Below are 21,508 nucleotides of genomic sequence, written 5' to 3'. Positions count from 1 at the left end.
CGGGAGGGAGGACAGGACCGTCAGGACGGATCGTTGCCCAGCACGACGTTCAGTGCGCTGCGGGCATCGTCAAGTTGCACCAGCGTGGCATGTCGGGCACCGAGGGCGTCGCGGTTTTCGATGGCGGTGAGAATTGCCTTGTGTCGCGGCATCGCCAATTCATGCAGGTTGGGCCGCTGGTTGGAGTGCTTGAGGGCTTCGGCGATGGCCACCGACAACATGTTGCAGAGGTTGGCGAGCAGGTCGTTGTGGGTGGCGTCGGCGATGCGGCTGTGAAAGTCCAGGTCCGGTTGCAGTAGGGCCTCGGGGGTCGGGGCGACTTCCATGCGTTGGTAGGCTTCACGGATGGCAGCGATGTCCGCCTCGTCGGCGAACTGTGCGGCGAGGGCCGCGGCGGCCGGCTCGATGATGCTGCGCACGCTGGTCAGCAGGTTGAAGAATTCATTCTGCGGGCTGCTTTGCATCAACCAGTGCAGCACATCGGGGTCGAGCATGTGCCATTCCCGGCGCGCCTTGACCACCGTGCCCACCCGCGGACGCGAATACACCAAACCCTTGGCGACCAGCACCCGCGTGGCCTCGCGCAACACCGGGCGGCTGACGGCATACTCCTCGCACAACAACGCTTCGGCGGGCAGTTTATCGTCGGGTTTGAAACGTCCGGAAACGATCTGCATGCCCAGTTCCTGGACGATGCGCGCGTGCATGCTTTTGCGGTCGGAGGGTTTACGGTAATCCATGGGGCGCGGCGCGATCCTGTGCGAGGGGGGTGTTGCGCATGATAGCAGGCGCGGCGATGGCGGGTCGCTAGTGCGATTCAATGCTGACGCCGACCTACTGTGGGAGCGAGCTTGCTCGCGATATCGGTTGAACATTCAACATCTAAGTTGGCTGTTACACCGCCATCGCGAGCAAGCTCGCTCCCACAGGGGATGGATGGGGTCAGTGGGAGTGGCGTGGTACTTCGGCGCCGCGGCAGCCCACCAGGAAGTCGAAGTCACAACCCTGGTCCGCTTGCAACACGTGGTCGATGTACAGCTGGCGGTAGCCGCCCACCAGCAGTTGCTGCGGGGGGGCGATGTCGGCCAGGCGAGCGGCGAGTTCGGCGTCGGGGATGTCCAAATGCAGACGACCGCTGGCGCAATCGAGTTCGATCCAGTCACCTTCTTTCACCGCCGCCAGGGGCCCGCCGGCTGCTGCTTCCGGCGCCACATGCAAGACCACGGTGCCGTAGGCGGTGCCGCTCATGCGCGCATCGGAAATCCGCACCATATCCGTCACGCCCTGGGCCAGCAGCTTGGCCGGCAAACCCATGTTGCCGACTTCGGCCATGCCCGGATAACCCTTGGGCCCGCAGTTCTTCATCACCAGGATCGACTGGGCGTCGACATCCAGCTCTGGGTCATTGATCCGTGCCTTGTACTCGTCGAAGTTCTCGAACACCACCGCGCGGCCGCGATGCTGCATCAGCTCAGGCGTCGCGGCAGAGGGCTTGAGGACCGCGCCGAGGGGCGCCAGGTTGCCGCGCAGCACGCAAATACCGCCGTCGGCCCGGATCGGGTTGTCCAGGGTGCGGATGACTTCATCCTGGCCGTAGATCGGTGCGTCCTTGGTGTTCTCGCCGATGCTCTTGCCGTTGACGGTCAGGGCATTCGGGTTGGGGATCAGGTTGGCCTCGCCGAGACGGCGCAGCACCGCGGGCAGGCCGCCGGCGTAGTAGAACTCCTCCATCAGGAAGCGCCCGGACGGCTGCAGGTCGACGATGGTCGGCATGCCGCGACCGATGCGGGTCCAGTCGTCCAGGTCCAGTTGCACGCCGATGCGCCCAGCGATGGCCTTGAGGTGGATCACCGCGTTGGTCGAGCCGCCGATGGCTGCGTTGACGCGGATGGCGTTTTCGAAGGCTTCCTTGGTCAGGATCTTCGACAGTTTCAGGTCTTCGCGGACCATTTCCACCGCCCGCATGCCGGACATGTGGGCCAGCACATAGCGGCGCGCGTCCACCGCCGGAATCGCGGCGTTGTGCGGCAGCGACGTGCCGAGGGCTTCGGCCATGCAGGCCATGGTCGAGGCCGTGCCCATGGTGTTGCAGGTGCCGGCCGAACGGGACATGCCACCCTCGGCCGCAAGAAAATCATCAAGGGTGATGGTGCCGGCCTTGACCTGTTCGCTCAACTGCCAGACCACGGTGCCGGAACCGATGTCCTGGCCTTTGTGCTTGCCGTTGAGCATCGGCCCGCCGGTCACGACGATGGCCGGCACGTCACAACTGGCGGCGCCCATCAGCAGGGCGGGGGTGGTCTTGTCGCAGCCGGTGAGCAGCACCACGCCGTCAATCGGATTGCCGCGAATCGCTTCTTCCACGTCCATGCTTGCCAGGTTGCGGGTCAGCATGGCGGTAGGGCGCAGGTTCGATTCGCCGTTGGAGAACACCGGAAACTCCACCGGAAAGCCGCCAGCCTCGATCACGCCGCGCTTGACGTGTTCGGCGATCTGCCGGAAATGCGCGTTGCATGGCGTCAGCTCCGACCAGGTGTTGCAGATGCCGATGATTGGCTTGCCATGAAACTGATGGTCGGCGATGCCCTGATTTTTCATCCAGCTGCGGTACATGAAGCCGTTCTTGTCGGCGGTGCCAAACCATTGGGCCGAGCGCAGGGAGGGTTTCTTATCAGACATGATCGATTCTCTTATTGTATGACTATATGGTTTCAGCTTGCGCCTAACATAGGCGCAATTTGCGCAGTTTGGAAGTGTTGTTGGGTAAATAGTATTACTATATAGTCGAGCATAACGGAGGGATTGTCCTGGCGCTCATCGGTCAGAGAAATCCCCCAGGGTTCTATAACAACAACAATCGGAGACCGGTCCCATGAGCCAGGAATTGCGGCTTATTCGCCGCATCACGCTGAAACTGATTCCCTTCCTGATCCTGCTATACCTGATCGCCTACGTGGACCGTTCCGCCGTGGGCTTTGCCAAGCTGCACATGGGCGCCGACATCGGCATTGGCGACGCCGCCTACGGCCTGGGTGCGGGGCTGTTCTTCATTGGCTATTTCCTGCTGGAGATCCCCAGCAACCTGATGCTGGAGCGCTTCGGTGCCCGGCGCTGGTTCGCCCGGATCATGATCACCTGGGGCGCCATCACCATCGGCATGGCGTTCGTGCAGGGGCCTTACAGCTTCTATGTGATGCGCTTTCTGCTCGGCGCGGCGGAAGCCGGATTCTTCCCCGGCGTGCTGTACTACATCACCCAATGGTTCCCGGTACGCCGTCGCGGCAAGATCCTGGGCCTGTTCATTCTGTCCCAGCCCATCGCCATGATGATCACCGGCCCCGTCTCCGGCGGCCTGCTGGGCATGGACGGCATCCTGGGCCTGCACGGCTGGCAGTGGTTGTTTATTGTCATCGGCCTGCCGGCGGTCCTGCTGACCTGGCCGGTGCTGCGTTATCTGCCGGATGGTCCGCAACAGGTGAAGTGGATGGACCAGGCCGAAAAGGACTGGCTGAGCGGTGAACTGAAAAAAGACCTTGAGGAATACGGCCAGACCCGACACGGCAATCCGCTGCACGCCTTGAAGGACAAGCGCGTCCTGCTGCTGGCGCTGTTCTACCTGCCGGTGACCTTGAGCATCTATGGGCTGGGCCTGTGGCTGCCCACGTTGATCAAGCAGTTTGGCGGCACTGACCTGGTGACCGGTTTCGTGTCCTCGGTGCCCTACATCTTCGGCATCATCGGTTTGCTGATCATTCCTCGCAGTTCCGACCGCTTGAACGATCGCTACGGTCATCTGGCCGTGCTCTATGTGCTGGGCGCCATCGGCCTGTTTCTCAGTGCCTGGCTGACGGTGCCGGTGTTGCAGTTGGCGGCGCTCTGCCTGGTGGCGTTCGCGCTGTTTTCCTGCACCGCGGTGTTCTGGACCTTGCCGGGGCGTTTCTTTGCCGGCGCCAGTGCGGCGGCGGGTATCGCGCTGATCAACTCGGTGGGCAACCTGGGTGGCTACATCGGGCCGTTCGTGATCGGTGCGCTGAAGGAATACACCGGCAACCTGGCGTCGGGGCTGTATTTCCTGTCCTGCGTGATGGTGTTCGGCCTGGTGTTGACCGGGGTGGTGTATCGGTTGCTGGAGCGCAAGCATGTGCTGCCGGCGGATCAGTTCGCGGCCAGTGCCCGGGGGGCGACGCGTACCTGAGGCCACTGCACTTAACTGTGGGAGCGAGCTTGCTCGCGATGGCGGGCTGACAGTCGACATCGTCGGTGAATGTGAGGCTGCTATCGCGAGCAAGCTCGCTCCCACAAGGGACTGCACCGAATTCAAGTTTTGCTTACAAGGAGAAAAGATATGCGTTTAGTTCAGTTCGAATTGCCTAACGGCGAACGCCGCGTCGGTGTGGTCGACGGCGACCAGGTGCGCGAAGTGCTGGGCGCCGGTAGCGTGCGCGACCTGGCGCTGGCGGCCATCGAGGCGGGCGTGAAGCTTGAGCAGCAGGTCAACAGCCTAGGCTTGGGCGCCGGTCATGACTACGCCCGGTTGCTCAGCGAACTGCGCATCCTGCCTCCGCTGGATCACCCGGATCCGGCACACCTGCTGGTCAGCGGCACCGGCCTGACCCACCTGGGCAGTGCCTCGGCCCGGGACAAGATGCATCAGCAGGCCGGCGACGAAACAGCCATGACCGATACCATGCGCATCTTCAAGTGGGGCGTGGAGGGTGGTAAGCCTGAGAGCGGACAGGCCGGTGTGCAACCGGAGTGGTTCTACAAGGGCGACGGCAGCATTGTGGTCCGTCCGGGCCATCCGTTCCCGCTGCCGCCCTTTGCCGAAGACGCCGGCGAAGAGCCGGAAATCAGCGGGCTGTATGTCATCGGCCACGACGGCAAGCCCTATCGCCTGGGCTTCGCGGTGGGCAACGAGTTCTCCGACCACGTCATGGAACGCAAGAATTACTTGTACCTGGCCCACTCGAAATTGCGCAGCTGCAGTTTTGGTCCGGAACTTCGCGTGGGTGAACTGCCTCAACATCTTTCCGGGACCAGTCGTATCCTGCGCAACGGCGAAGTGCTGTGGCAGAACGAGTTCCTCAGCGGCGAGGCCAACATGTGCCACAGCCTCGAAAACCTGGAGTTCCATCACTTCAAGTACAGTCAGTTCCTGCGCCCGGGGGACGTGCACGTTCATTTCTTCGGCACCGCGACCCTGTCGTTCGCCGACGGCATCCGCACCCAGCCGGGGGATGTGTTCGAAATCAGCCAGGCTGAATTCGGCGCCCCGCTGGTCAATGGCATTGCCCCGGTAGACGCGGTGTTCAACCCGGGTACTATCGGCACACTTTAAAAGGAGACTTGCGATGAACCAGATCCTTGGCCACAACTACATCGGCGGGGCGCGTAGCGCGGCCGGCCAGACCCGCCTGCAAAGCGTCGACGCCAGCACGGGCGAGGCCTTGCCCCATGATTTCATCCAGGCCACGGCAGAAGAAGTCGATGCTGCCGCCAAGGCCGCGGCTGCGGCTTATCCGGCCTACCGGAGCCTGAGCGCGGTGCGCCGGGCCGAGTTCCTCGAGGCCATTGCCGATGAACTGGATGCCCTGGGCGATGAGTTCGTGGCCGTGGTCTGCCGTGAAACCGCGCTGCCGGCGGCACGGATCCAGGGCGAGCGCGGTCGCACCAGCGGCCAGATGCGCCTGTTCGCCAAGGTTCTGCGTCGTGGCGATTTCTACGGTGCGCGCATCGACCGCGCCTTGCCGGAACGCACGCCGTTGCCACGTCCGGACCTGCGCCAGTACCGCATCGGCCTGGGGCCGGTGGCGGTGTTCGGCGCCAGTAACTTTCCCCTGGCGTTTTCCACCGCTGGTGGTGACACCGCGTCGGCCCTGGCCGCCGGTTGCCCGGTGGTGTTCAAGGCCCACAGCGGTCACATGGCGACCGCCGAGCACGTGGCCGATGCGATCATCCGTGCGGCGGAAAAAACCGCGATGCCGGCCGGTGTGTTCAACATGATCTACGGTGGTGGTGTCGGTGAGTGGCTGGTCAAGCACCCGGCGATCCAGGCCGTGGGCTTCACCGGTTCTCTCAAGGGCGGCCGGGCCCTGTGCGACATGGCGGCCGCACGTGCGCAGCCGATCCCGGTGTTTGCCGAGATGTCGAGCATCAACCCGGTAATCGTCTTGCCGCAAGCGCTGGAGACCCGCGCCGAGAACGTTGCGCGTGACTTGACCGCTTCGGTGGTGCAGGGCTGTGGTCAGTTCTGCACCAATCCTGGCCTGGTGATCGGCATTCGTTCGCCGCAATTTACCGCCTTCACCCAGCAAGTGGCCGCGTTGATCAGCGATCAGGCCCCGCAAACCATGCTCAACGCCGGCACGCTGCAAAGCTACGGCAAGGGCCTGCAGAAGCTGCTGGCTCACCCAGGCATTGAGCACCTGGCCGGGCGCGAGCAGCAGGGCAACCAGGCCCAGCCGCAGTTGTTCAAGGCTGATGCCAGCTTGTTGATCAACGGTGACGAGGCGCTGCAAGAAGAAGTGTTCGGCCCGACCACGGTGTTTGTCGAAGTGGCGGACCCAGCCGAGCTCACTGCCGCGCTGAACGGCCTGCACGGTCAACTGACCGCGACGATGATTGGCGAGCCGGCGGATTTCGAACGGTTCAGCGAATTGACGCCGCTGCTGGAACAGAAGGTCGGCCGCATCCTGCTCAACGGTTATCCAACCGGGGTGGAGGTGTGTGATTCGATGGTCCATGGCGGGCCTTATCCGGCCACGTCCGATGCCCGTGGGACTTCGGTAGGTACGCTGGCGATCGATCGTTTCCTGCGCCCGGTGTGCTTCCAGAACTACCCCGACAGTTTGTTGCCGGAGCCGTTGAAAAACGCTAACCCGCTGGGGATCCAGCGGTTGGTCGATGGGGTGCCGGGGCGCGAGGCGCTCTGATCGCAGTCAGGCAGTTGCATTGAGGTTCAACGGTCTGCCGCCATCGCGAGCAGGCTCGCTCCCACAGTGGATGGGTGGTGAATACAAGATGTGTGTTCGCTGCAAATCCAATTGTGGGAGCGAGCCTGCTCGCGATGCGATCTGGCAGTCGATAGTGCTTTCGAACCTTTTGGCCCAAGGCCCACTCGCCCATTGGGTTATCATGACAACTTTCCCAACGACCGACTGATCACCATGACTGCCTTGACCGACACCCTGCTGCACGCCCTCGAATCCTGCGACATGCTGATCATCGACGGGCTGCACGCATTCGACTTTTCCCTCGACGAACAAGACCAGTTGCACGTCGAGTGCATGAACGGTCGCACCCTCGAGCATTGGCGCTTCACGCCTGCGCAGATGGAGGCCGCGACGTTCGATAAAGCCTCGAAACACTGGATCATCACCAGTGATTCGGGTGACCACCATCTGGAGTGCGTGGAAGCGACGAGCGGCCACGACGATGAGGACGACGAACATGAGGATGCGTAGTTTCTGGCCCTTGTTGATGGCCGGCAGCGTGGGCGCCATGGGCGTCCAGGCAGAGACCGATGAGCGCCATCAACTGCTGGTGGGTTCCTATACCGCCGGCCAGAGCCAGGGCATCTACCGCCTGCAATTCGACAGCCGCAACGGCCAGCTCGATGCCCAGCCGTTGCAAGTGATCAAGACCGACAACCCATCGTGGCTGACCCTTTCCAAGGACATGAGCCGGCTGTTCGTGGTGAATGAAAACGGGCCGGGGCAAAAAGACCCGGTGGGCAAGGTCAGCAGCTACGCCATTGACCCGAAAACCCATGAACTGAGCCTGATCAACCAGGTGCAGTCCCTGGGCAACGAGCCGACCCATTCCAGCCTCAGCGGTGATGGTCGACATCTGCTGGTCAGCAACTATTCGGTGGTGGAAGACCCGGGCGGCACCCTGGCGGTGTTGCCGGTGGGCGCCGACGGTAAGCTGTCGCCGGTGGTGCAACTGAGCAGCCATCAACCGAGCCGGGTCAATCCCGAGCGGCAGATGTCCGCTCATGTGCACTCGGCAGTATCTTCGCCTGATGGTAAATATGTGTTCGCCAGCGACCTGGGGGCGGACAAGGTGTTTGTCTACCGATATGACCCGCAGGCAAATCCCGAGCTGCCATTGACCGCCGCCGAGCCGGCATTCGTGCAACTGCCGCCGGGTAGTGGGCCACGCCATTTGCTGTTCAGTAGAGATGGCAAGCACGCGTGGTTGACGATGGAAATGACTGCCCAAGTGGCGGTGTTCGACTATCAGGATGGGCGTTTGAGCCAGCGACAGCTGGTCGACCTGGCAGCGGGTAAACCACAGCCCGGCAGGGCGGCGGCAGCGCTGCATGCCTCCAAGGATGGCAAGTTCCTGTACGTCAGCAATCGTGGCACCACCAACGAAGTGCTGGTGTTCGCCATCGACCCGGCGGCCGGCACGCTGAAAGAGCTTCAGCGCCGCTCCGTGGAGGGGGATCATCCGCGGGAATTCAGCCTCGATCCGAGCGGAAAATTCCTGCTGATCGCCAATCAGAAGAGCAACCAGATCGTGGTTGTCGAGCGTGACCCCAAGACCGGCCTGCTGGGTAAAACCGTGCAGAAGTTGGCGATGGATGCACCGAGCGACTTGAAATTCATGGCCCCTCAGTAACGCGAAGGCCCCGATTTTCGGGGCCTTCGTCGTTGTATCAACAAGACTGATATTCGCTAGTGTTGCAAAGCATTTCAAAGCGGGACGCCTCGGCGCGTAAGTTTGCTTCACGGCCCAACCGGGCAGATAAGCCAATTGAATCCGAGGACTACCGACATGAATCTGAATCTCTTCTCCGTGATCGCTGCTTCCGCTATCTCCGCCACCGTGGCGCTGCCAGCCAGTGCCAGCATTGAAATCAGCGACAAGAAAAACCGCACCCAGAGCTACACCGAAAAATACCTGCAACAGAGCGCCAATTTCTACGCCGCCCTGGACCACAAGACCCAACACTGAACCGCGCTGAAAACTGAAGCCTGCGATCTTTTCATCTTTGAAAAGAGAAAAAATCGCAGGCTTTGCCTGCTCCTACGAAAAACCCACTGTAATATCACTTGGCCATGTGTTTAAATTTGACGCTAGTAAATTGACTCCTTCTCCAACAAGAGATCGACACCATGGCGATGCGTCTGGCAATGATGCTGCTGTTCCTCTATTCCACCCCCATTGTTTCGGCCGCCGAGCCAACCCCCGGCGAGCTGGAAGTGGCGCGTGAGCGATTATTGAGCTTGCTTGAAGACTGATCTGTTGGGGTGAGTAATCAATAAAACTGATAGACACTATGCGTATTGATCGCTATTAAAATCGGTTTAGTTGATTGATTCTGTGGGCACTGAAACATGCCCACGGAGAACCCCATGGCCAGCACGATCCTTTCTTCTGCCAGACACGGCGCGTACATCGCCATCGGCCTTTACGTGGCGATGGTGTTGGTGGTCAGCCTCGGTGCCCAATACCAAGGCTCTGCCGAAACCTCCCTGCAGGCCGCCCGGCCTTCTGTTCATTATGGTCCCCCGGTTGCCCGCGCGGCGCTCGAGCATGGCGCAGCAAAAGGGGCGGTCGGCGCATGAACAGAAGCAAGTTTTGGGTGATCGCATTCCTGGCGTTCATCACCAATGGTTTTTCATTGCTGGGTCTGGGGCAAGCGTCGGCGGGATCTTTGGCGCGGACCATCGAGTGTAACCACAACATTGCGCACAATATCCTGACTGCCAAGGCCTTGGAGGCGTTGGTGGGGAATCCGCCGGTCAAGCCCAGGGCTGCCGTCTTCGGGCCTTTTCAGATCGATTGTGCAGTGGTGCGCATGTGCAGCGTGGCTGCCTGAAGCAAGCCACAAAAGCTGTTCATCGGGAGGGATGATTACTTGGCCATGATCGCCACGAACAATTCGCAATCCAGCAAGCCTTGCAACCAACGCTGTAGGCGAGGGTAGGGCGCTGCGGCGAACCATTCCCGGTCGACATGAGCAAACTGCCGCACGAACGGCATCAGCGCCACATCGGCCAGGCTCTGGTGAGCCGCTGCCAGAAATGCTCGAGTTTCAAGCAATGCTTCCAGCCTGCGCAGGAAGACCTCGCCCTCGGCCCGATAATGCTCCAAGGAGGATTCGGGATGGCGCTCAGGGTATTTGTAGCGGTTCAGGTGAAGCTTGAAGACCTGGTCGTTTTCCTCGATCAACGCGGCCGTCAACGCCTGGCCTTCGAGGTCGCCGAGCAACCGCCAATCATCCGGATCATGCTGCGCCAGGGCCCAGCGCATGATTTCCAGGCTTTCATCGATCACCCGGTCATCGACCTGCAACACCGGCACCGTGCCCTTGCCGGAAAGCGCCAGCATCTCGGGCGGCTTGGCCTTGAGGCTGACTTCGACAATGTTCAATTCGATCGCGCTGTAGCGCAACGCCATGCGCGCTCGCATCGCGTAGGGACAACGCCGGAAGGAGTAGAGCGTGGCGCGGTTCATTTCACCTCCACGGTACTCAAGCCATTTCCTTGACGACGAACCTGGATCTGCACCGGGATCCGCTCGTGCATTTCCTGGACGTGGGAAATCACCGCAACCTTGCGTCCTTGGGCTTGCAAACCGTCTAGGGCATCCATGGCCAGTTGCAGGGATTCGGGATCCAGGCTGCCAAAGCCTTCGTCAATGAACAGCGATTCGATTTTCAGCGTGCTGGACGCCATCGAGGCCAGGCCCAGCGCCAGGGCCAGGGAAACCAGGAAGGTTTCGCCGCCGGACAACGAATGCACCGAGCGCAGTTCATCGCCCATCTCCGTGTCCATCACCAGCAACCCCAGCATGCTGCCACCGCGTTTGAGCCGGTAGCGGCGCACCAATTGCCGTAGCTGCACGTTGGCGTGATGCACCAGCAAATCGAGGTTGTACGCCTGCGCCAGCTTGCGGAAGCGGTCGCCGGTGGCCGAACCGATCAGCGCATCGAGCCGCGCCCAGCGCTGGTATTCGGTATAAGCCTGTTCGATCTGCTGGGCCAGGGCCTGATTGGCGTTCTGTCGGCGCTGGTCCTCGGCCTGTTCGGCGCGTAACTCGGCACATAGCTGTTCGCTGGCGGCAGATTGGGTTTGAAGGTCGGTGAGGGCCTGGGCCAGTTGTTCGGATTCCAGGTTGCCGTTGTGCTGGGCCTGATGGTGTTGCAGGCGCTGCTCGCGTTCAGTCAGCAGCACCCGGGCCTGCTCGATGGCTTTTTCGCTGTTGAGCAGTTGCTGGCGCAGTTGGCCGATGTGTTGCTCATCAAGGCTGAGCAATGCGTCCAGCGCGGCATCGTCCAATTCCGGGTGGCAGGCGCGCCATTGTGCGATGCCGGCGGCCAGGGCCGTGTGTTCGGTGTCCAGCGCTTGGGCCTGTTCCTGGCGGGCTTTGAGTTCGGCGGCCAGTTCCACCAGGTTGTGGCGTAGCGCTTGCAGTTGTTGATTGGCCGTTGTTTCGGCGCTGTGGGCCTGTTCCAGGGCCTGATCGAGTTGTTGCTGCCACTGTTCGGCGCTGGTGTGTTCGCCCAGCAATTGCATGAGCCGCTGCTGGCAGGCCTGCTGTTGTTCAGTCAGGGCGCTCAGTTGCCGTTGCGCCAGCTCCAACTGCTGGAGGCGGGTTTGCTGGCGATCCTGCTCTTTCTCCAGGGTTTGCTGACGCTGCAGTTGTTCGCTGAGTTCGTCGCGTTGCTGGTCCAGGTGCGCCAGGCGTTGAGCGATCCGTTGGTCAAGCTGCATGAAGGTCGCGGCGGGTTCGGTGCGCAGGGCCTGTAACGTGTCTGCCGGCAAGAACGCACTGAAGTGGCTCAGTTCCTCATCCAGGCGCTGGCGATCGCGTGCCAGTTCCTGCTGTTGGTTGTTCAGGTGCAGGGATGCCTGCTGGTGCGCGGTTTCAGCCTGGCGCAATTGCTGCGTCAGGCGCGCTGCGTCCTGTTGCAGGGTCAGCAGGGCAGCCTGGCGTTGTTCGTCCTGGCTGATACGCAGGTTGAGCTGACTGTTTTGCTGGTCCAGCCAGGTGTCGCGCTTGGCGGCATCCTGGGCCAGCAGTTGCGCCGAGAGCGGATGGCCTTCAAGACTGGGCGCCAGACTTTGATGCTGGCTGAAAAGTTGTTCCTGTTGTTGCTTGAGTTCTTTGAGTTGGGCGATGACGCCGCTGTATTGCGCGCGCAGGTCGATGACTTTTTCATGGAGGGCCTCGACGGCTTTGCGCGCATTGGCCTCTTCGCTTTCATCAAAACGCCCCAGGCTTTGCAGCAAGGCTTCGGGCTGATGGTAAGGATGCTCGACGCTGCCACACACCGGGCATGGCTGGTCGTCCTTGAGCTGTTCGCGCAGTTGTTCGACGCTTTCGCTGCGGGCCAGACGCTGGCGCTCCAGCAGTTGGCGGGTGACGCTCAGGGTCTGTTCGGCAATCGCCAGTTCGGCCTTGGCTTCGCTGCCTTCGCGCACCAGTCGGTCGCGTTCCTGCAACGCCTGTTGCTGGCGTTGTTCAAGCTCGGCACCACGTTTGTCCAGTTCTTGCTGGCTGGCCCAGAGCCGCGTCAGATCCTCGAATGCACGCAGTTGCTTGCGATTGTCTTGCAGCAGATTAGCGAGCAACTGGATCTGCTCGGCCACCGCTTGCGGTTCGGCGTCGGCCTCCTTGTAGAGCACTTCGAGGTTTTGCCGGTGGGTTGCCAGGTCCTCGGCGGCACGAGCGGCACTTTGCTCCAGGGTGGCGAGTTCGGCCTGCCCCTGGTTCAGGCGATTGCCGATCAGCATCAGCTGTTGGAGGCGATCACGATAGGCCTGCCAGGCGTCGCTGAGCGGCGCCAGGTGAGTGCTTTGTTCAAGCTCCCCGGCGATTCGCTGCAAGCGCGCGCCCACCTGCTTTTGCTGCTCGAGCAGATTGTCGAGGCTGCGCTGGCCTTCGCTACAGGCGTGTTGTGCCTGCTCCTGGCGTTCGGCGCTTTGGCGAGCCTCCCTGTCGAGGCGGGCGAGGGTGCCTTGTTCTTCAAAGGCCTGGCGCAGCAAGGGGGCGCTGTCGCTGCTTTGTTGTCGGGCGGCGGTCAACGCCAGTTGCGCAACGCCCAGGCCTTTCTCCAGTTCGGCCTGGCGTTCATGCAGGTCGATCTGTTGCTGGGTGAGCTGCTGAACCTGTACCGCCAGGGGTTCGAGCTGCCGGGCCAGCGCCGTCTGGCGGATGAACTGATGCCGTTGCGGCGCGAGTTGTTCCAGGCGGGTCAGCTTCAGGCGCTCGTCGGCCAGGGCGTTCCAGTCGGCCTGGGCTTGTTGCAGTTGCTCGGCGGCGCGGCCCTGGTGGTCTTGCAACTGCCGCAGTTCCTTGAGCCAACTGTGTTGCTGCTCCAGTTGCTTGAGTTGCGCCTGCTGGGTCTTGAGCTGCTGCTGGGCCTCGTTGAAGCGCTGGTCCAGTTCGGCCCGGGCCTCGGGGGGCAGCGGTGTGACGCCTGTGGCCTGGTCCTGTAATTGCTTGTGGGCTTCTTTGGCTTGCTTGGCCTTGTCGAAGGCTCGCCGGCCCAGCCGGGTGTACAGGGCTGTATCGGTGAGCTTTTCCAACAATTCGCTGCGGTCGTTGTCATCGGCCTTGAGGAAGGCGCTGAACTCGCTCTGGGCCAGCAACACGGCACGGGTGAACTGTTCAAAGTTCAGGCCCAGAGCCGCTTCGAGCTGGGTTTTGTATTCGCCTTTCTGGCTCGCCAGCAACTGGTCATTGTCCAGATCCCGCAGGCTCTGGCGACTGGCTTGCAGCTTGCCGCCGGCCTTTTCCCGGGCGCGATTGGCTTCCCAGCGCGCCCGATAGCGGCGCCCGTCGATACCACGAAAATCCACTTCGGCGTAACCATCGCCCGTACCACGGCGCAACAGCGTACGCGGATCGCCCGTGGCGATTTCACCGTCGGCGTCCGGCACCTTGGCGTCGCGCCCGGTGTTGTTGAGTCGTGGCACGGCGCCGAACAGCGCCAGGCACAAGGCATCGAGCAGCGTGCTTTTACCGGCGCCCGTGGGACCGGTAATGGCGAACAGGCCGGCACTGGCGAGCGGTTCGGCGGTGAAGTCTATTTCGAATGGCCCGGCCAGGGAGGCGAGGTTCTTGAGACGGATCGCGAGAATCTTCATGGTTGCTCGTCCTCCATCTGCACGTCTTGCAGCAGCACGGCAAAATCCTTGAGGGTCTGTTCGTCCACTTCGTTGCCGTAGCTGTCCTGCCAGGCGCGGCTGAACAGTTCCTGCGGGCTCAACTGATCCAGTTCGACCAGTGCGGCGCCATCATCGGCGTTTGCGCTACCGCCGTTGCCGGCGTATTCGGCGGCGATGCGCACCAAGCGCACGGCTTTGCCTTGCAGGGCGGTTTCCACTTGATGGCGCAGGTCCGGCTGTGGCTCATCGAGGCGCACCCGCACCTCCAGCCAGGGCTGACGCTGGACATCGGCCAACAGGTCGATGTCCGGCAGGTCCTTGAGTTGCACCAGAATATCGGCCAGGGGGGCCGGGCCCAGGCGCTGCAGATTGACGGCCCGGGGAATCAGCCGTGGCTCGACCTTGACCAGGGCTTCGCCGTCCAGGGTGATATCGAGAATCTGATGCTGATAACCGATCTCCGAAAACGACAGCGGAATCGGCGAGCCGCTGTAGCGGATGCGCTCTTCGCCGTTGACCTTCTGCGGCTTGTGCAGATGGCCGAGGGCGACGTAGCTGATGCTCGGGCCGAACAGGCTGGCGGGCAGGGCTTCGGCGTTGCCGATGATCAGGCTGCGCTCGGAGTCCTCGGACACCGAACCACCGGCCATGTGCGCATGGCTGATGGCGATCAGCGCCTGGCCCTTCTTGCGTTTGTCGTTGGCGGCGGCGATCAGCCATTCATGGACCTGGCCGATGCCGCGCAGGTAGTCATCACCCAACTGCGCGCCGGTGACTTCGGCAGGTCGCAGGAACGGCAGAGCCAGGCACCATGCTTTGACCTTGCCTTTGGCGTCGGGCAACGGCAGTAGCAGGCGCTCGACGTCCAGTTGCCCGTCGTCCAGCCACATCACCCGGCCCAGGGCATGTGTGCGCAAGCGTCGCATCAACGGGGCTGGCAGTTCGATGCGCGAGCCGGAGTCGTGGTTGCCGGCGATCATCACGATGGTCAGGTTGGCGTTTTGTTCATGGGCACTGACGATGAAATCGTACAGCCGCTCCTGGGCTTTGACCGGCGGGTTCACCGTGTCGAAGATATCGCCGGCGATCAGCAGTACGTCGGGTTTTTCGCTGGCGAGCTGTTGCAGCAGCCAATCAAGGAAACACGCGTGTTCGAAGTCGCGTTCCTGACCGTGCAGGTTTTGCCCAAGGTGCCAGTCGGAGGTGTGGAACAGACGCAAGGGGAACTCCAGAAAACAGAGGATGGCCGCGGAAAGATGGGCGGCTAAAAGAAGCAGAGTTTACTGGGAAACAGAGCGGAGAACCCGGACAACCTCTACAAATGAGTTGGCACCAATCCTGTGGCGAGGGGATTTATCCCCGCTGGGCTGCGTGAAGCAGCCCCATGAAGCGAACTCAATCAACCAGGCTGATCGAAATGTCGGGTTTCAGGGCTGCGTTGCAGCCCCACGGGGATAAATCCCCTCGCCACAGATGCTCTATGTCCCGCAAAGGGGGCTATTTGGGGTAGAGCGGCGGCAAGCCACTGTCGCTGGCCGGGTCCTGGAAGCCTTCCGCAGCGGGAATGGTGCGGATGGCTCTCCACAGGTCCTCACCCTGCCAATACTGACCCGTTTCGCTGTAGAGCGCGCCGTTGAGGCCGTCCAGGGCGTCGGACAGGGGCACGAAGCGCGCGGCCATGTCGGCCAGGGTTTCCGGTTGCTGGCGAGCCCAGGCGTCCAGCGCCTGGCGTGTAGCGTGGGAGTCGTTGGCCAGGCAGGCACGCTTGAGGTCGTCCAGCAGGGTCCGTGGGCTCGGCCCGGCCTGGATCGCGCGCAGGATGGCCGGCTGCGAACGGGCGCGCCACCACAGGCCCAGGCCCAGCAATGTCGTGCAGGCCAGGATCAACGTGCTCAGTTGCCAATACCACAAGGTGTCGCTGTCGACGATCGTCACAATCTGGGGCGCGCTCGTCGGCGTATCCACCATCAGGCTCGGATTGTTCGCCACTTGCAGGGTCCGCGCTGGAAGGCTGGTGCGGTCCAGGTGGTCTTCCAGGGTGTTCCACCAAACCACTTCCACCGGCGGCAGTTCAATGGTGCCACTGCGGTTGGGCACCAGGGCTTCGCGGTCTTCACGGCTGCCGACCAAACCACGTTCACTGCTGCGACTGCTGAGTACCGGTTGGTCGGGGTAGCGCCGCAGGCCATTGATTTCAGTGGCCGGCAGGGGCGGTATCTGGGCGCTGGCCAGGCCCTCGGCTTCCAGGGTCAGGCTGCGGGTCAGGGAGTCACCCACCTGGCTGTGGGTCGGTTCCGGGCTCCAACTCTCGCTCAAGGAAAGGCTGCGTGCCGGCAGCCAGGGTACATCAGCCGGGTAACTGACGGGCTTGGGGTTGACGGTCAGGCGCAGTGGCTCGGAACTGACACGTATCAACTGGCCGGGTTTGGGGCCCGACGGCGCAGCTCCCTGGGCCACCGGCTCGACCAGGGTGGCGCTGAAAGTCTGGGCCGGGATCGTCAGTTCGCCGCTGCGCTGGGGGTAGATGCCGTAGCGCAGTTCGATCACACCGTGGCGTACGTTGTTGATGACCTTTTCGTAGGTGCGCGATTCGCCCAGTTGTTCGGTACGGGCGTCGGGAATGTGCAGCGGCGTCAGGCTGCTGTCGTCGTACAGCGACACCGAATGGTAGATGCGCAAGGTCAGGATCGCCTGTGCCTGCACATAGACCTGGGTCTGGTCGAGGCTGGCCTCGACGAAGACCGGGGCCAGTTTGCCAGGCTCATTGCGCGTTTCGCTTTCGATCACTTGCAGGCTGATCGGCTGGCTCGTCACTTCGCCCAACTGCAGGGGCGGAATGACCACGGTGCCACTCTGGCGCGGCAGCAGGGTGACGATCCAGCGGGTGGTGGCGCGATTCTCGCCGTCAAGCGTCGTCAGTTGGTTGACCTGGCGGGTGCCGCGCACTTCGAACAGCGCCTGGAGCGGACTCAGGTCGGGTTTGCCAAACTGTGTGGCGTCATTGGATTCCAGGGTCAGTTCCACCGTTTCCCCGGAGTTCAGGCGGCTGCGGTCCACACTGGCAGTCAGCTGTGCAGCCTGGGTTCCAGAGGCCCAGAGCAGCAAGACGAGGAGGTAGGCAGTGAAGCGGGTCATGGGGTTTTTCCCTGGGCCTGATGGCTTTGCTGTTCATACCAGAATTTACGTCTGAGCAGTTCGCCCGGATTATCCGGGATCTGACGCAGCCATTGCTCCAGTGCCTGGCGCTGTTCTTCGTCATTGCGCTGGCCGGCCGCGGGACGCAGCGGTGGGGTCGTGGTCCGCTCATCGGGCAGCTCACTGCCCGGCACATCCTGGGCGCCGGGCGGTGGCGTTGTCTGGGGGGGCTGGGCTTGTTCCGGTGTCGCGGTCGCTTCGGGGGAGGGCTGTCCCGGCGCAGAACTTTGTGCCTGGGCATTGGTGTTTGGTGATTGCTCGGCGGGCCCTGGCTGCTCACTTTCACTGGGCTCAGGTTCGGCAGGTTTTGCCGCCTGCTCTTTGAGCAGGCTCTGCACCAGCGCTTTGTTGGTTTGGGCGGGGCGCAGGTCCGGTTGCAATTCCAGGGCTTGCTCGTACGCATCCAGCGCGGCGTCCAGTTCGCCGCTTTTGGCCAAGGCGTTGCCGCGATTGTAGTGGGCGCGGGCGTCGTTGCCCTCGGCAAAGCGGCGGGCGGCTTCGCTGTAGTCACCGGCTTCATACAGGGCCACACCTTGCCATTGGTGGTCCTCGAAGTGGGCGGCGGCCTCGGCCGGACGCTTCTGCTTGAGCAGGTGCTGGCCCTGTTGATCGGGGCGCAGCCACAGGTCCTGGAGTTCGAAGGCATGACCGGTCTGCGGCAACATGAACACCCACGGCAGGCAGAACAGCCAGCCACGACGGCCAGCGCAGGCGGCCAGCAGCAACAGCGGCAGAAGCAGCCAGTAGCCATGGTCTGCCCAGGTATCCAGGCGCAACGTCTGACCGTCGCTGCGCAAATGGCGAGGGCCGTCCAGCAGCCCCAGGCCGCGCAGGTCGCTATCGTCCAGGCGCGCCGGGCGATAGCGGCCGTCCAGCTCATTGAGGAAGGACTTGAGGCTCGGGCTGTCCAGGCGCGGCACCAGAATCGCGCCCTGGGCATCCTTGAGGTAACTGCCATCTTCCTGGGTTACCGGAGCGCCTTCGCGTGTCCCTATGCCCAGCATCAGCAATTGCGTGGCAGATCCATCGAGGATCTGGCGGATATGCTCGCGTTCCTGGTCGTTCAACGACGAGCCAATCAAGAGGATCCGGCCGTGGCCGAGCCCGCTCTGATTTAACAGGGCCTTGGCCTTGTTGACCGCCAGGTCGGCGCGATGGCCGTTTTGGGGCATGATCGAGGGGGTGAGTGCCTCCAAGAGGTTGGCGCTGGTGGACAGGTCGTCGGACAGCGGCACCAGCGTATGGGCACTGGCGGAATAGACAATGATTGCAGTCTGGGCGTCGCTGCGGCTATGCAGCAAGTCCAGCACCTTGCGTCGGGCCTGCTCCAGACGCGTGGGCGGGACGTCGGCGGCGAGCATTTGCGGTGTCAGTTCCAGCACCACCACCAGCGGATCGGCAGGTTTTTGGCTGGTCTGTTCGACCCGTGCCCAACTGGGGCCCAGTAGCGCGAGCACCACCAATAACCAGCCCAGGCCGAGGGCAATCCACGGGAGCTTGCTTTCGCGGCCGCTGCCGCCACTGAGCAGCACGGCATGAAACGCCGGCGGCAGAATCATTTGCCAGCGGCCCACGCGTTTCTGCCGGTGCCACAGCTGCCACAGCAGCCAGCCCAACACAGGCAGCAGCAACAGAAACCAGGGACGCAGCCAGTGTGGCCAGAGAGCGATCATCGGCGTTTCCCCAGGCGCATGCGCTTGAGCCGCCGGCGCCACTCGGAGTGTTCTGCCGGTTGGAACAATGGCTGGGTAAAGAGGCGCTGCAAAGGGTTGTCCGGCCAGCGTTCCCGGGCTACCAGCAAAACGCTCAGCAGCAGCGCAGCGGCCAAGGGCCATTGGTAAAGCGCCTGGGCAGGGCGCGCCTGGGTCGGTTGCTGGGTCACCGGTTCGAGCTGATCGAGGGTGGTCTTGATCGCCAGCAACTGTTGACCGTCCTGGGCGCGGAAATACTGGCCGCCCGTGGCTTGGGCAATTTCCCTGAGTGTCGCTTCGTCCAGGTCCAGGCTCGGGTTGACCCCGACAAACCCTGCCGTGCCACTTTCCTCCGGGTCGGCACCAATGCCGATCGGGTAGATTTTCACGCCTTCTTCAGCGGCCAGTCGGGCGGCGGTCAGCGGGTCGATTTCCCCGCCGTTGTTGGCCCCGTCGGTGACCAGAATCAGCACGCGGCTGTTTGCCGGACGTTGACGCAGACGCTTGAGCGCCAGACCGATGGCGTCGCCGATGGCGGTGTTCTTGCCGGCGATGCCGATGCGCGCTTCATCCAGCCAGAGCCGCACGGTGCGACGATCGAAGGTCAGCGGTGCCTGCAGGTAGGCCTGGCTGCCGAACAGGATCAGGCCGACCCGATCACCTTCGCGGCTCTCGAGAAAATCTCCCAGCAGATGCTGGACCAGCGCGAGGCGACTGATGTCCTCGTCTTGCCAGCGCATATCGGGAAAGTCCATGGACCCCGAGACATCCACCGCCACCAACAGGTCTCGGCCGCTGGCAGCAATCGGCAACGGCTCGCCCAACCATTGCGGGCGGGCAGTGGCAATCAGCAGCAACAGCCAGAGCAGGATGAAGGGCGCCTGCTGACGCCAGGTCGGCAGATTGCTGCGGGCCCGGCGCCCCACGAGACCTTCGAGGTCGCCCAGGAAACTGACCCGCAGGGCCGGCTCGCCACTGTCGGCCGCCGGCAGCACCAAACGCATCAGCCAGGGCAGCGGCAACAGCGCGAAAATCCACGGCCAGGCGAACTCAAACATGTTTGCGAATCCAGATTTCGACGGCTTGGGTCAGGCCGGCAATGGCTTTGTCATCGAGTTTGCATTCGGGTTTGTAGGCGCCTTCCACCAGCACCATCCAGCGGGTCAGGCCTGCCGCCGGGCAGCGGTTATCCAGGAAAGCCAGCCATTTTCGACCATTGAGAGTGTGGCTTTGGCTGTACGGGTAGTGGTTGCGGCACAGGCGCTTGAGCAAACCGTTGAGCTGTTGCAGCCAGGCGCCGGCGGGTGCGCCATCGTAGGGTTTGGGCAGCAGGGCGAGTTCCGCCAGAGCGGCCAGGCGCGCCGGGTCCAGAGGCTGCTCGGCGCGGACGCTGGAGCGCTTGGGGGGGAGAAACCGGCGTAAATGCCACAGGCCAAGACCCAGCAGCGGCAACACGATCAGCAACAGCCACCAGCCCGGCGCAGGGGGCCAGAAACCGATGGGTGGCGGTGTGATCAGCGGCTGCAGTTGATCGAGGCTGCTCATCGGTTTTTCCCCGACCGCTTGGGGTTCAGGTATTCGCGTAGCTGTTCGACCATGTCGCCCTGGGTGCTCAGGGGCATCAGCAGAATTCGCAGCTTCTGCGCCAGCCGTTCCCAGCGTTCCTGGCGGGCCTCGGCTTGGGCGCGATAGGTCTGGCGCAGTTCGACATTCAGCGTGTCGAGCTCCAGCTGCGCGCCGCGCTGGGCGAAACGCAGCAATCCGGCAGCAGGCAGGGCGTGATCCAATGGGTCCGAGAGCGGTAACAGCAACAGGTCGCAATGACGTGACAGCAGACTCAACTGTTGCTCGGCGCTGTCGGACAGGGCGCGCTCATCGCAGATCACGATCACCAGGCTGCCAGGACGCAACACTTCCCGGGCCCGGCGCAGGGCGTTGCCGAAGGAATCGCGGTCCGGTTCGCCCTCGGTATGCAACGACTGGTTAACGCGCACCAGGCGGTTAAGCAGTTGCAGGAGGCTCTGTTTGCTGCGCCGGGGCTTGACCTCGTAATGGGTGTTATCTCCGAACACCAGCCCGCCGACCCGGTCGTTGTGCCCCAGGGCGGCCCAGCCGATCAGGCTGGCGGCCTGGGCCGCGAGCACCGACTTGAACATCAACCCTGAGCCGAAGAACAATCGATGGCTTTGCTCGATCATGATGAAGATCGGCCGCTCCCGCTCCTCATGGAACAGCTTGGTGTGGGGCTCCTGGGTTCGGGCGGTGACGCGCCAGTCGATGGTGCGCACATCGTCGCCGGCCTGATAGACCCGCACCTGATCGAAATCCACGCCGCGCCCGCGCAACTTGGAATGATGCAGACCGATCAGCGGGCTGCGCTGGCCTGGCGTCGAGAACAACTGCACTTCACGCACGCGATGGCGCATCTCGATCAGCTCCGAAAGGCTGACGCGGATGCCCGGGACGGGCGCCAGTGGGTTGTTCATGGCTGGCTAC

The 21,508-nt window shown here is 62.8% G+C and carries 19 protein-coding genes; 9 read left to right on the top strand and 10 right to left on the bottom strand.

All coding sequences use genetic code 11. The annotated features are described in order from the left end of the window. Positions 1–20: 20 nt before the first annotated feature. Both AAIS01_RS06535 and AAIS01_RS06530 read right to left on the bottom strand, forming a co-directional pair. Positions 21–740, bottom strand: a complete 720-nt coding sequence (locus AAIS01_RS06535; RefSeq protein ID WP_343468329.1) for a FadR/GntR family transcriptional regulator — start codon at positions 738–740, stop codon at positions 21–23. Between the two features lie 202 nt (positions 741–942). Beyond that, positions 943–2,679: an IlvD/Edd family dehydratase gene (locus AAIS01_RS06530; protein ID WP_343468328.1), complete on the bottom strand. Its 1,737-nt coding sequence runs from the start codon at positions 2,677–2,679 to the stop codon at positions 943–945. A gap of 193 nt (positions 2,680–2,872) precedes the next feature. On the opposite strand from AAIS01_RS06530, the gene AAIS01_RS06525 reads away from it, so the two are divergent. The 9 genes from AAIS01_RS06525 to AAIS01_RS06485 all read left to right on the top strand — a co-directional run bounded on the left by AAIS01_RS06525 (position 2,873) and on the right by AAIS01_RS06485 (position 9,829). Further along, entirely contained in the window at positions 2,873–4,195 is a 1,323-nt protein-coding gene (locus AAIS01_RS06525; RefSeq protein WP_343468327.1) for an MFS transporter, read from the top strand. Between the two features lie 150 nt (positions 4,196–4,345). After that, complete coding sequence (gene araD1, locus AAIS01_RS06520; protein WP_343468326.1) at positions 4,346–5,338, top strand: AraD1 family protein; 993 nt, start codon at positions 4,346–4,348, stop codon at positions 5,336–5,338. Between the two features lie 13 nt (positions 5,339–5,351). Next, positions 5,352–6,932: an aldehyde dehydrogenase (NADP(+)) gene (locus tag AAIS01_RS06515; protein WP_343468325.1), complete on the top strand. Its 1,581-nt coding sequence runs from the start codon at positions 5,352–5,354 to the stop codon at positions 6,930–6,932. 234 nt (positions 6,933–7,166) lie between these two features. Beyond that, positions 7,167–7,463, top strand: coding sequence for a DUF5629 family protein (locus AAIS01_RS06510; protein ID WP_186655966.1), 297 nt, complete (start codon positions 7,167–7,169; stop codon positions 7,461–7,463). Next, positions 7,450–8,625 (top strand): lactonase family protein, encoded by a 1,176-nt coding sequence (locus AAIS01_RS06505; protein WP_343468324.1) that lies wholly within the window; start codon positions 7,450–7,452, stop codon positions 8,623–8,625. The genes AAIS01_RS06510 and AAIS01_RS06505 overlap by 14 nt, the downstream gene beginning before the upstream one ends. A gap of 156 nt (positions 8,626–8,781) precedes the next feature. Then, positions 8,782–8,961 (top strand): hypothetical protein, encoded by a 180-nt coding sequence (locus AAIS01_RS06500; protein WP_018611529.1) that lies wholly within the window; start codon positions 8,782–8,784, stop codon positions 8,959–8,961. A gap of 161 nt (positions 8,962–9,122) precedes the next feature. Then, entirely contained in the window at positions 9,123–9,248 is a 126-nt protein-coding gene (locus AAIS01_RS06495) for a hypothetical protein (RefSeq protein ID WP_343468323.1), read from the top strand. Between the two features lie 114 nt (positions 9,249–9,362). Beyond that, positions 9,363–9,575: a hypothetical protein gene (locus tag AAIS01_RS06490; RefSeq protein ID WP_178129667.1), complete on the top strand. Its 213-nt coding sequence runs from the start codon at positions 9,363–9,365 to the stop codon at positions 9,573–9,575. Beyond that, positions 9,572–9,829 (top strand): hypothetical protein, encoded by a 258-nt coding sequence (locus AAIS01_RS06485; protein WP_343468322.1) that lies wholly within the window; start codon positions 9,572–9,574, stop codon positions 9,827–9,829. The genes AAIS01_RS06490 and AAIS01_RS06485 overlap by 4 nt, the downstream gene beginning before the upstream one ends. A 35-nt stretch (positions 9,830–9,864) precedes the next feature. On the opposite strand, the gene AAIS01_RS06480 is transcribed toward AAIS01_RS06485, so the two are convergent. From AAIS01_RS06480 to AAIS01_RS06445, 8 genes are all read right to left on the bottom strand, one after another. After that, on the bottom strand, positions 9,865–10,467 hold the full coding sequence (locus AAIS01_RS06480) for a glutathione S-transferase (RefSeq protein WP_343468321.1): 603 nt from the start codon (positions 10,465–10,467) through the stop codon (positions 9,865–9,867). Then, positions 10,464–14,105 (bottom strand): AAA family ATPase, encoded by a 3,642-nt coding sequence (locus tag AAIS01_RS06475; protein ID WP_343468320.1) that lies wholly within the window; start codon positions 14,103–14,105, stop codon positions 10,464–10,466. Before AAIS01_RS06475 ends, AAIS01_RS06480 begins: the two co-directional genes overlap by 4 nt. Beyond that, a complete protein-coding gene (locus tag AAIS01_RS06470; RefSeq protein WP_343468319.1) occupies positions 14,102–15,346 on the bottom strand; it encodes an exonuclease SbcCD subunit D C-terminal domain-containing protein in 1,245 nt (414 codons plus the stop codon). Before AAIS01_RS06470 ends, AAIS01_RS06475 begins: the two co-directional genes overlap by 4 nt. A 277-nt stretch (positions 15,347–15,623) precedes the next feature. Further along, positions 15,624–17,261 carry a BatD family protein gene (locus AAIS01_RS06465; RefSeq protein WP_343468318.1) on the bottom strand — a complete coding sequence of 546 codons (1,638 nt, stop codon included), beginning with the start codon at positions 17,259–17,261 and terminating at the stop codon, positions 15,624–15,626. Continuing rightward, a complete protein-coding gene (locus tag AAIS01_RS06460) occupies positions 17,258–18,994 on the bottom strand; it encodes a vWA domain-containing protein (protein ID WP_343468317.1) in 1,737 nt (578 codons plus the stop codon). Before AAIS01_RS06460 ends, AAIS01_RS06465 begins: the two co-directional genes overlap by 4 nt. Beyond that, positions 18,991–20,070 (bottom strand): vWA domain-containing protein, encoded by a 1,080-nt coding sequence (locus AAIS01_RS06455; RefSeq protein ID WP_343468316.1) that lies wholly within the window; start codon positions 20,068–20,070, stop codon positions 18,991–18,993. The genes AAIS01_RS06460 and AAIS01_RS06455 overlap by 4 nt, the downstream gene beginning before the upstream one ends. After that, entirely contained in the window at positions 20,063–20,557 is a 495-nt protein-coding gene (locus AAIS01_RS06450) for a DUF4381 domain-containing protein (RefSeq protein ID WP_343468315.1), read from the bottom strand. The genes AAIS01_RS06455 and AAIS01_RS06450 overlap by 8 nt, the downstream gene beginning before the upstream one ends. Next, the gene (locus AAIS01_RS06445; RefSeq protein WP_343468314.1) at positions 20,554–21,498 is read right to left on the bottom strand and encodes a DUF58 domain-containing protein; all 945 of its coding nucleotides are present in this window, start codon (positions 21,496–21,498) and stop codon (positions 20,554–20,556) included. The genes AAIS01_RS06450 and AAIS01_RS06445 overlap by 4 nt, the downstream gene beginning before the upstream one ends. Positions 21,499–21,508: the final 10 nt, after the last annotated feature.

The organism is Pseudomonas halotolerans, assembly GCF_039581215.1.
GTDB classification, from domain to species: Bacteria; Pseudomonadota; Gammaproteobacteria; order Pseudomonadales; family Pseudomonadaceae; genus Aquipseudomonas; species Aquipseudomonas tehranensis.
Note: the sequence above shows the minus strand (reverse complement) of the source record. Positions and strands in the feature narration are given on the sequence as shown.

What these genes read in the sequence shown, in the direction of transcription:
- AAIS01_RS06535 (WP_343468329.1), bottom strand. Translation starts at nt 740, where the DNA reads ATGGATTACCGTAAACCCTCCGACCGCAAAAGCATGCACGCGCGCATC.
- AAIS01_RS06530 (WP_343468328.1), bottom strand. Translation starts at nt 2,679, where the DNA reads ATGTCTGATAAGAAACCCTCCCTGCGCTCGGCCCAATGGTTTGGCACC.
- AAIS01_RS06525 (WP_343468327.1), top strand. Translation starts at nt 2,873, where the DNA reads ATGAGCCAGGAATTGCGGCTTATTCGCCGCATCACGCTGAAACTGATT.
- araD1 (WP_343468326.1), top strand. Translation starts at nt 4,346, where the DNA reads ATGCGTTTAGTTCAGTTCGAATTGCCTAACGGCGAACGCCGCGTCGGT.
- AAIS01_RS06515 (WP_343468325.1), top strand. Translation starts at nt 5,352, where the DNA reads ATGAACCAGATCCTTGGCCACAACTACATCGGCGGGGCGCGTAGCGCG.
- AAIS01_RS06510 (WP_186655966.1), top strand. Translation starts at nt 7,167, where the DNA reads ATGACTGCCTTGACCGACACCCTGCTGCACGCCCTCGAATCCTGCGAC.
- AAIS01_RS06505 (WP_343468324.1), top strand. Translation starts at nt 7,450, where the DNA reads ATGAGGATGCGTAGTTTCTGGCCCTTGTTGATGGCCGGCAGCGTGGGC.
- AAIS01_RS06500 (WP_018611529.1), top strand. Translation starts at nt 8,782, where the DNA reads ATGAATCTGAATCTCTTCTCCGTGATCGCTGCTTCCGCTATCTCCGCC.
- AAIS01_RS06495 (WP_343468323.1), top strand. Translation starts at nt 9,123, where the DNA reads ATGGCGATGCGTCTGGCAATGATGCTGCTGTTCCTCTATTCCACCCCC.
- AAIS01_RS06490 (WP_178129667.1), top strand. Translation starts at nt 9,363, where the DNA reads ATGGCCAGCACGATCCTTTCTTCTGCCAGACACGGCGCGTACATCGCC.
- AAIS01_RS06485 (WP_343468322.1), top strand. Translation starts at nt 9,572, where the DNA reads ATGAACAGAAGCAAGTTTTGGGTGATCGCATTCCTGGCGTTCATCACC.
- AAIS01_RS06480 (WP_343468321.1), bottom strand. Translation starts at nt 10,467, where the DNA reads ATGAACCGCGCCACGCTCTACTCCTTCCGGCGTTGTCCCTACGCGATG.
- AAIS01_RS06475 (WP_343468320.1), bottom strand. Translation starts at nt 14,105, where the DNA reads ATGAAGATTCTCGCGATCCGTCTCAAGAACCTCGCCTCCCTGGCCGGG.
- AAIS01_RS06465 (WP_343468318.1), bottom strand. Translation starts at nt 17,261, where the DNA reads ATGACCCGCTTCACTGCCTACCTCCTCGTCTTGCTGCTCTGGGCCTCT.
- AAIS01_RS06460 (WP_343468317.1), bottom strand. Translation starts at nt 18,994, where the DNA reads ATGATCGCTCTCTGGCCACACTGGCTGCGTCCCTGGTTTCTGTTGCTG.
- AAIS01_RS06455 (WP_343468316.1), bottom strand. Translation starts at nt 20,070, where the DNA reads ATGTTTGAGTTCGCCTGGCCGTGGATTTTCGCGCTGTTGCCGCTGCCC.
- AAIS01_RS06450 (WP_343468315.1), bottom strand. Translation starts at nt 20,557, where the DNA reads ATGAGCAGCCTCGATCAACTGCAGCCGCTGATCACACCGCCACCCATC.
- AAIS01_RS06445 (WP_343468314.1), bottom strand. Translation starts at nt 21,498, where the DNA reads ATGAACAACCCACTGGCGCCCGTCCCGGGCATCCGCGTCAGCCTTTCG.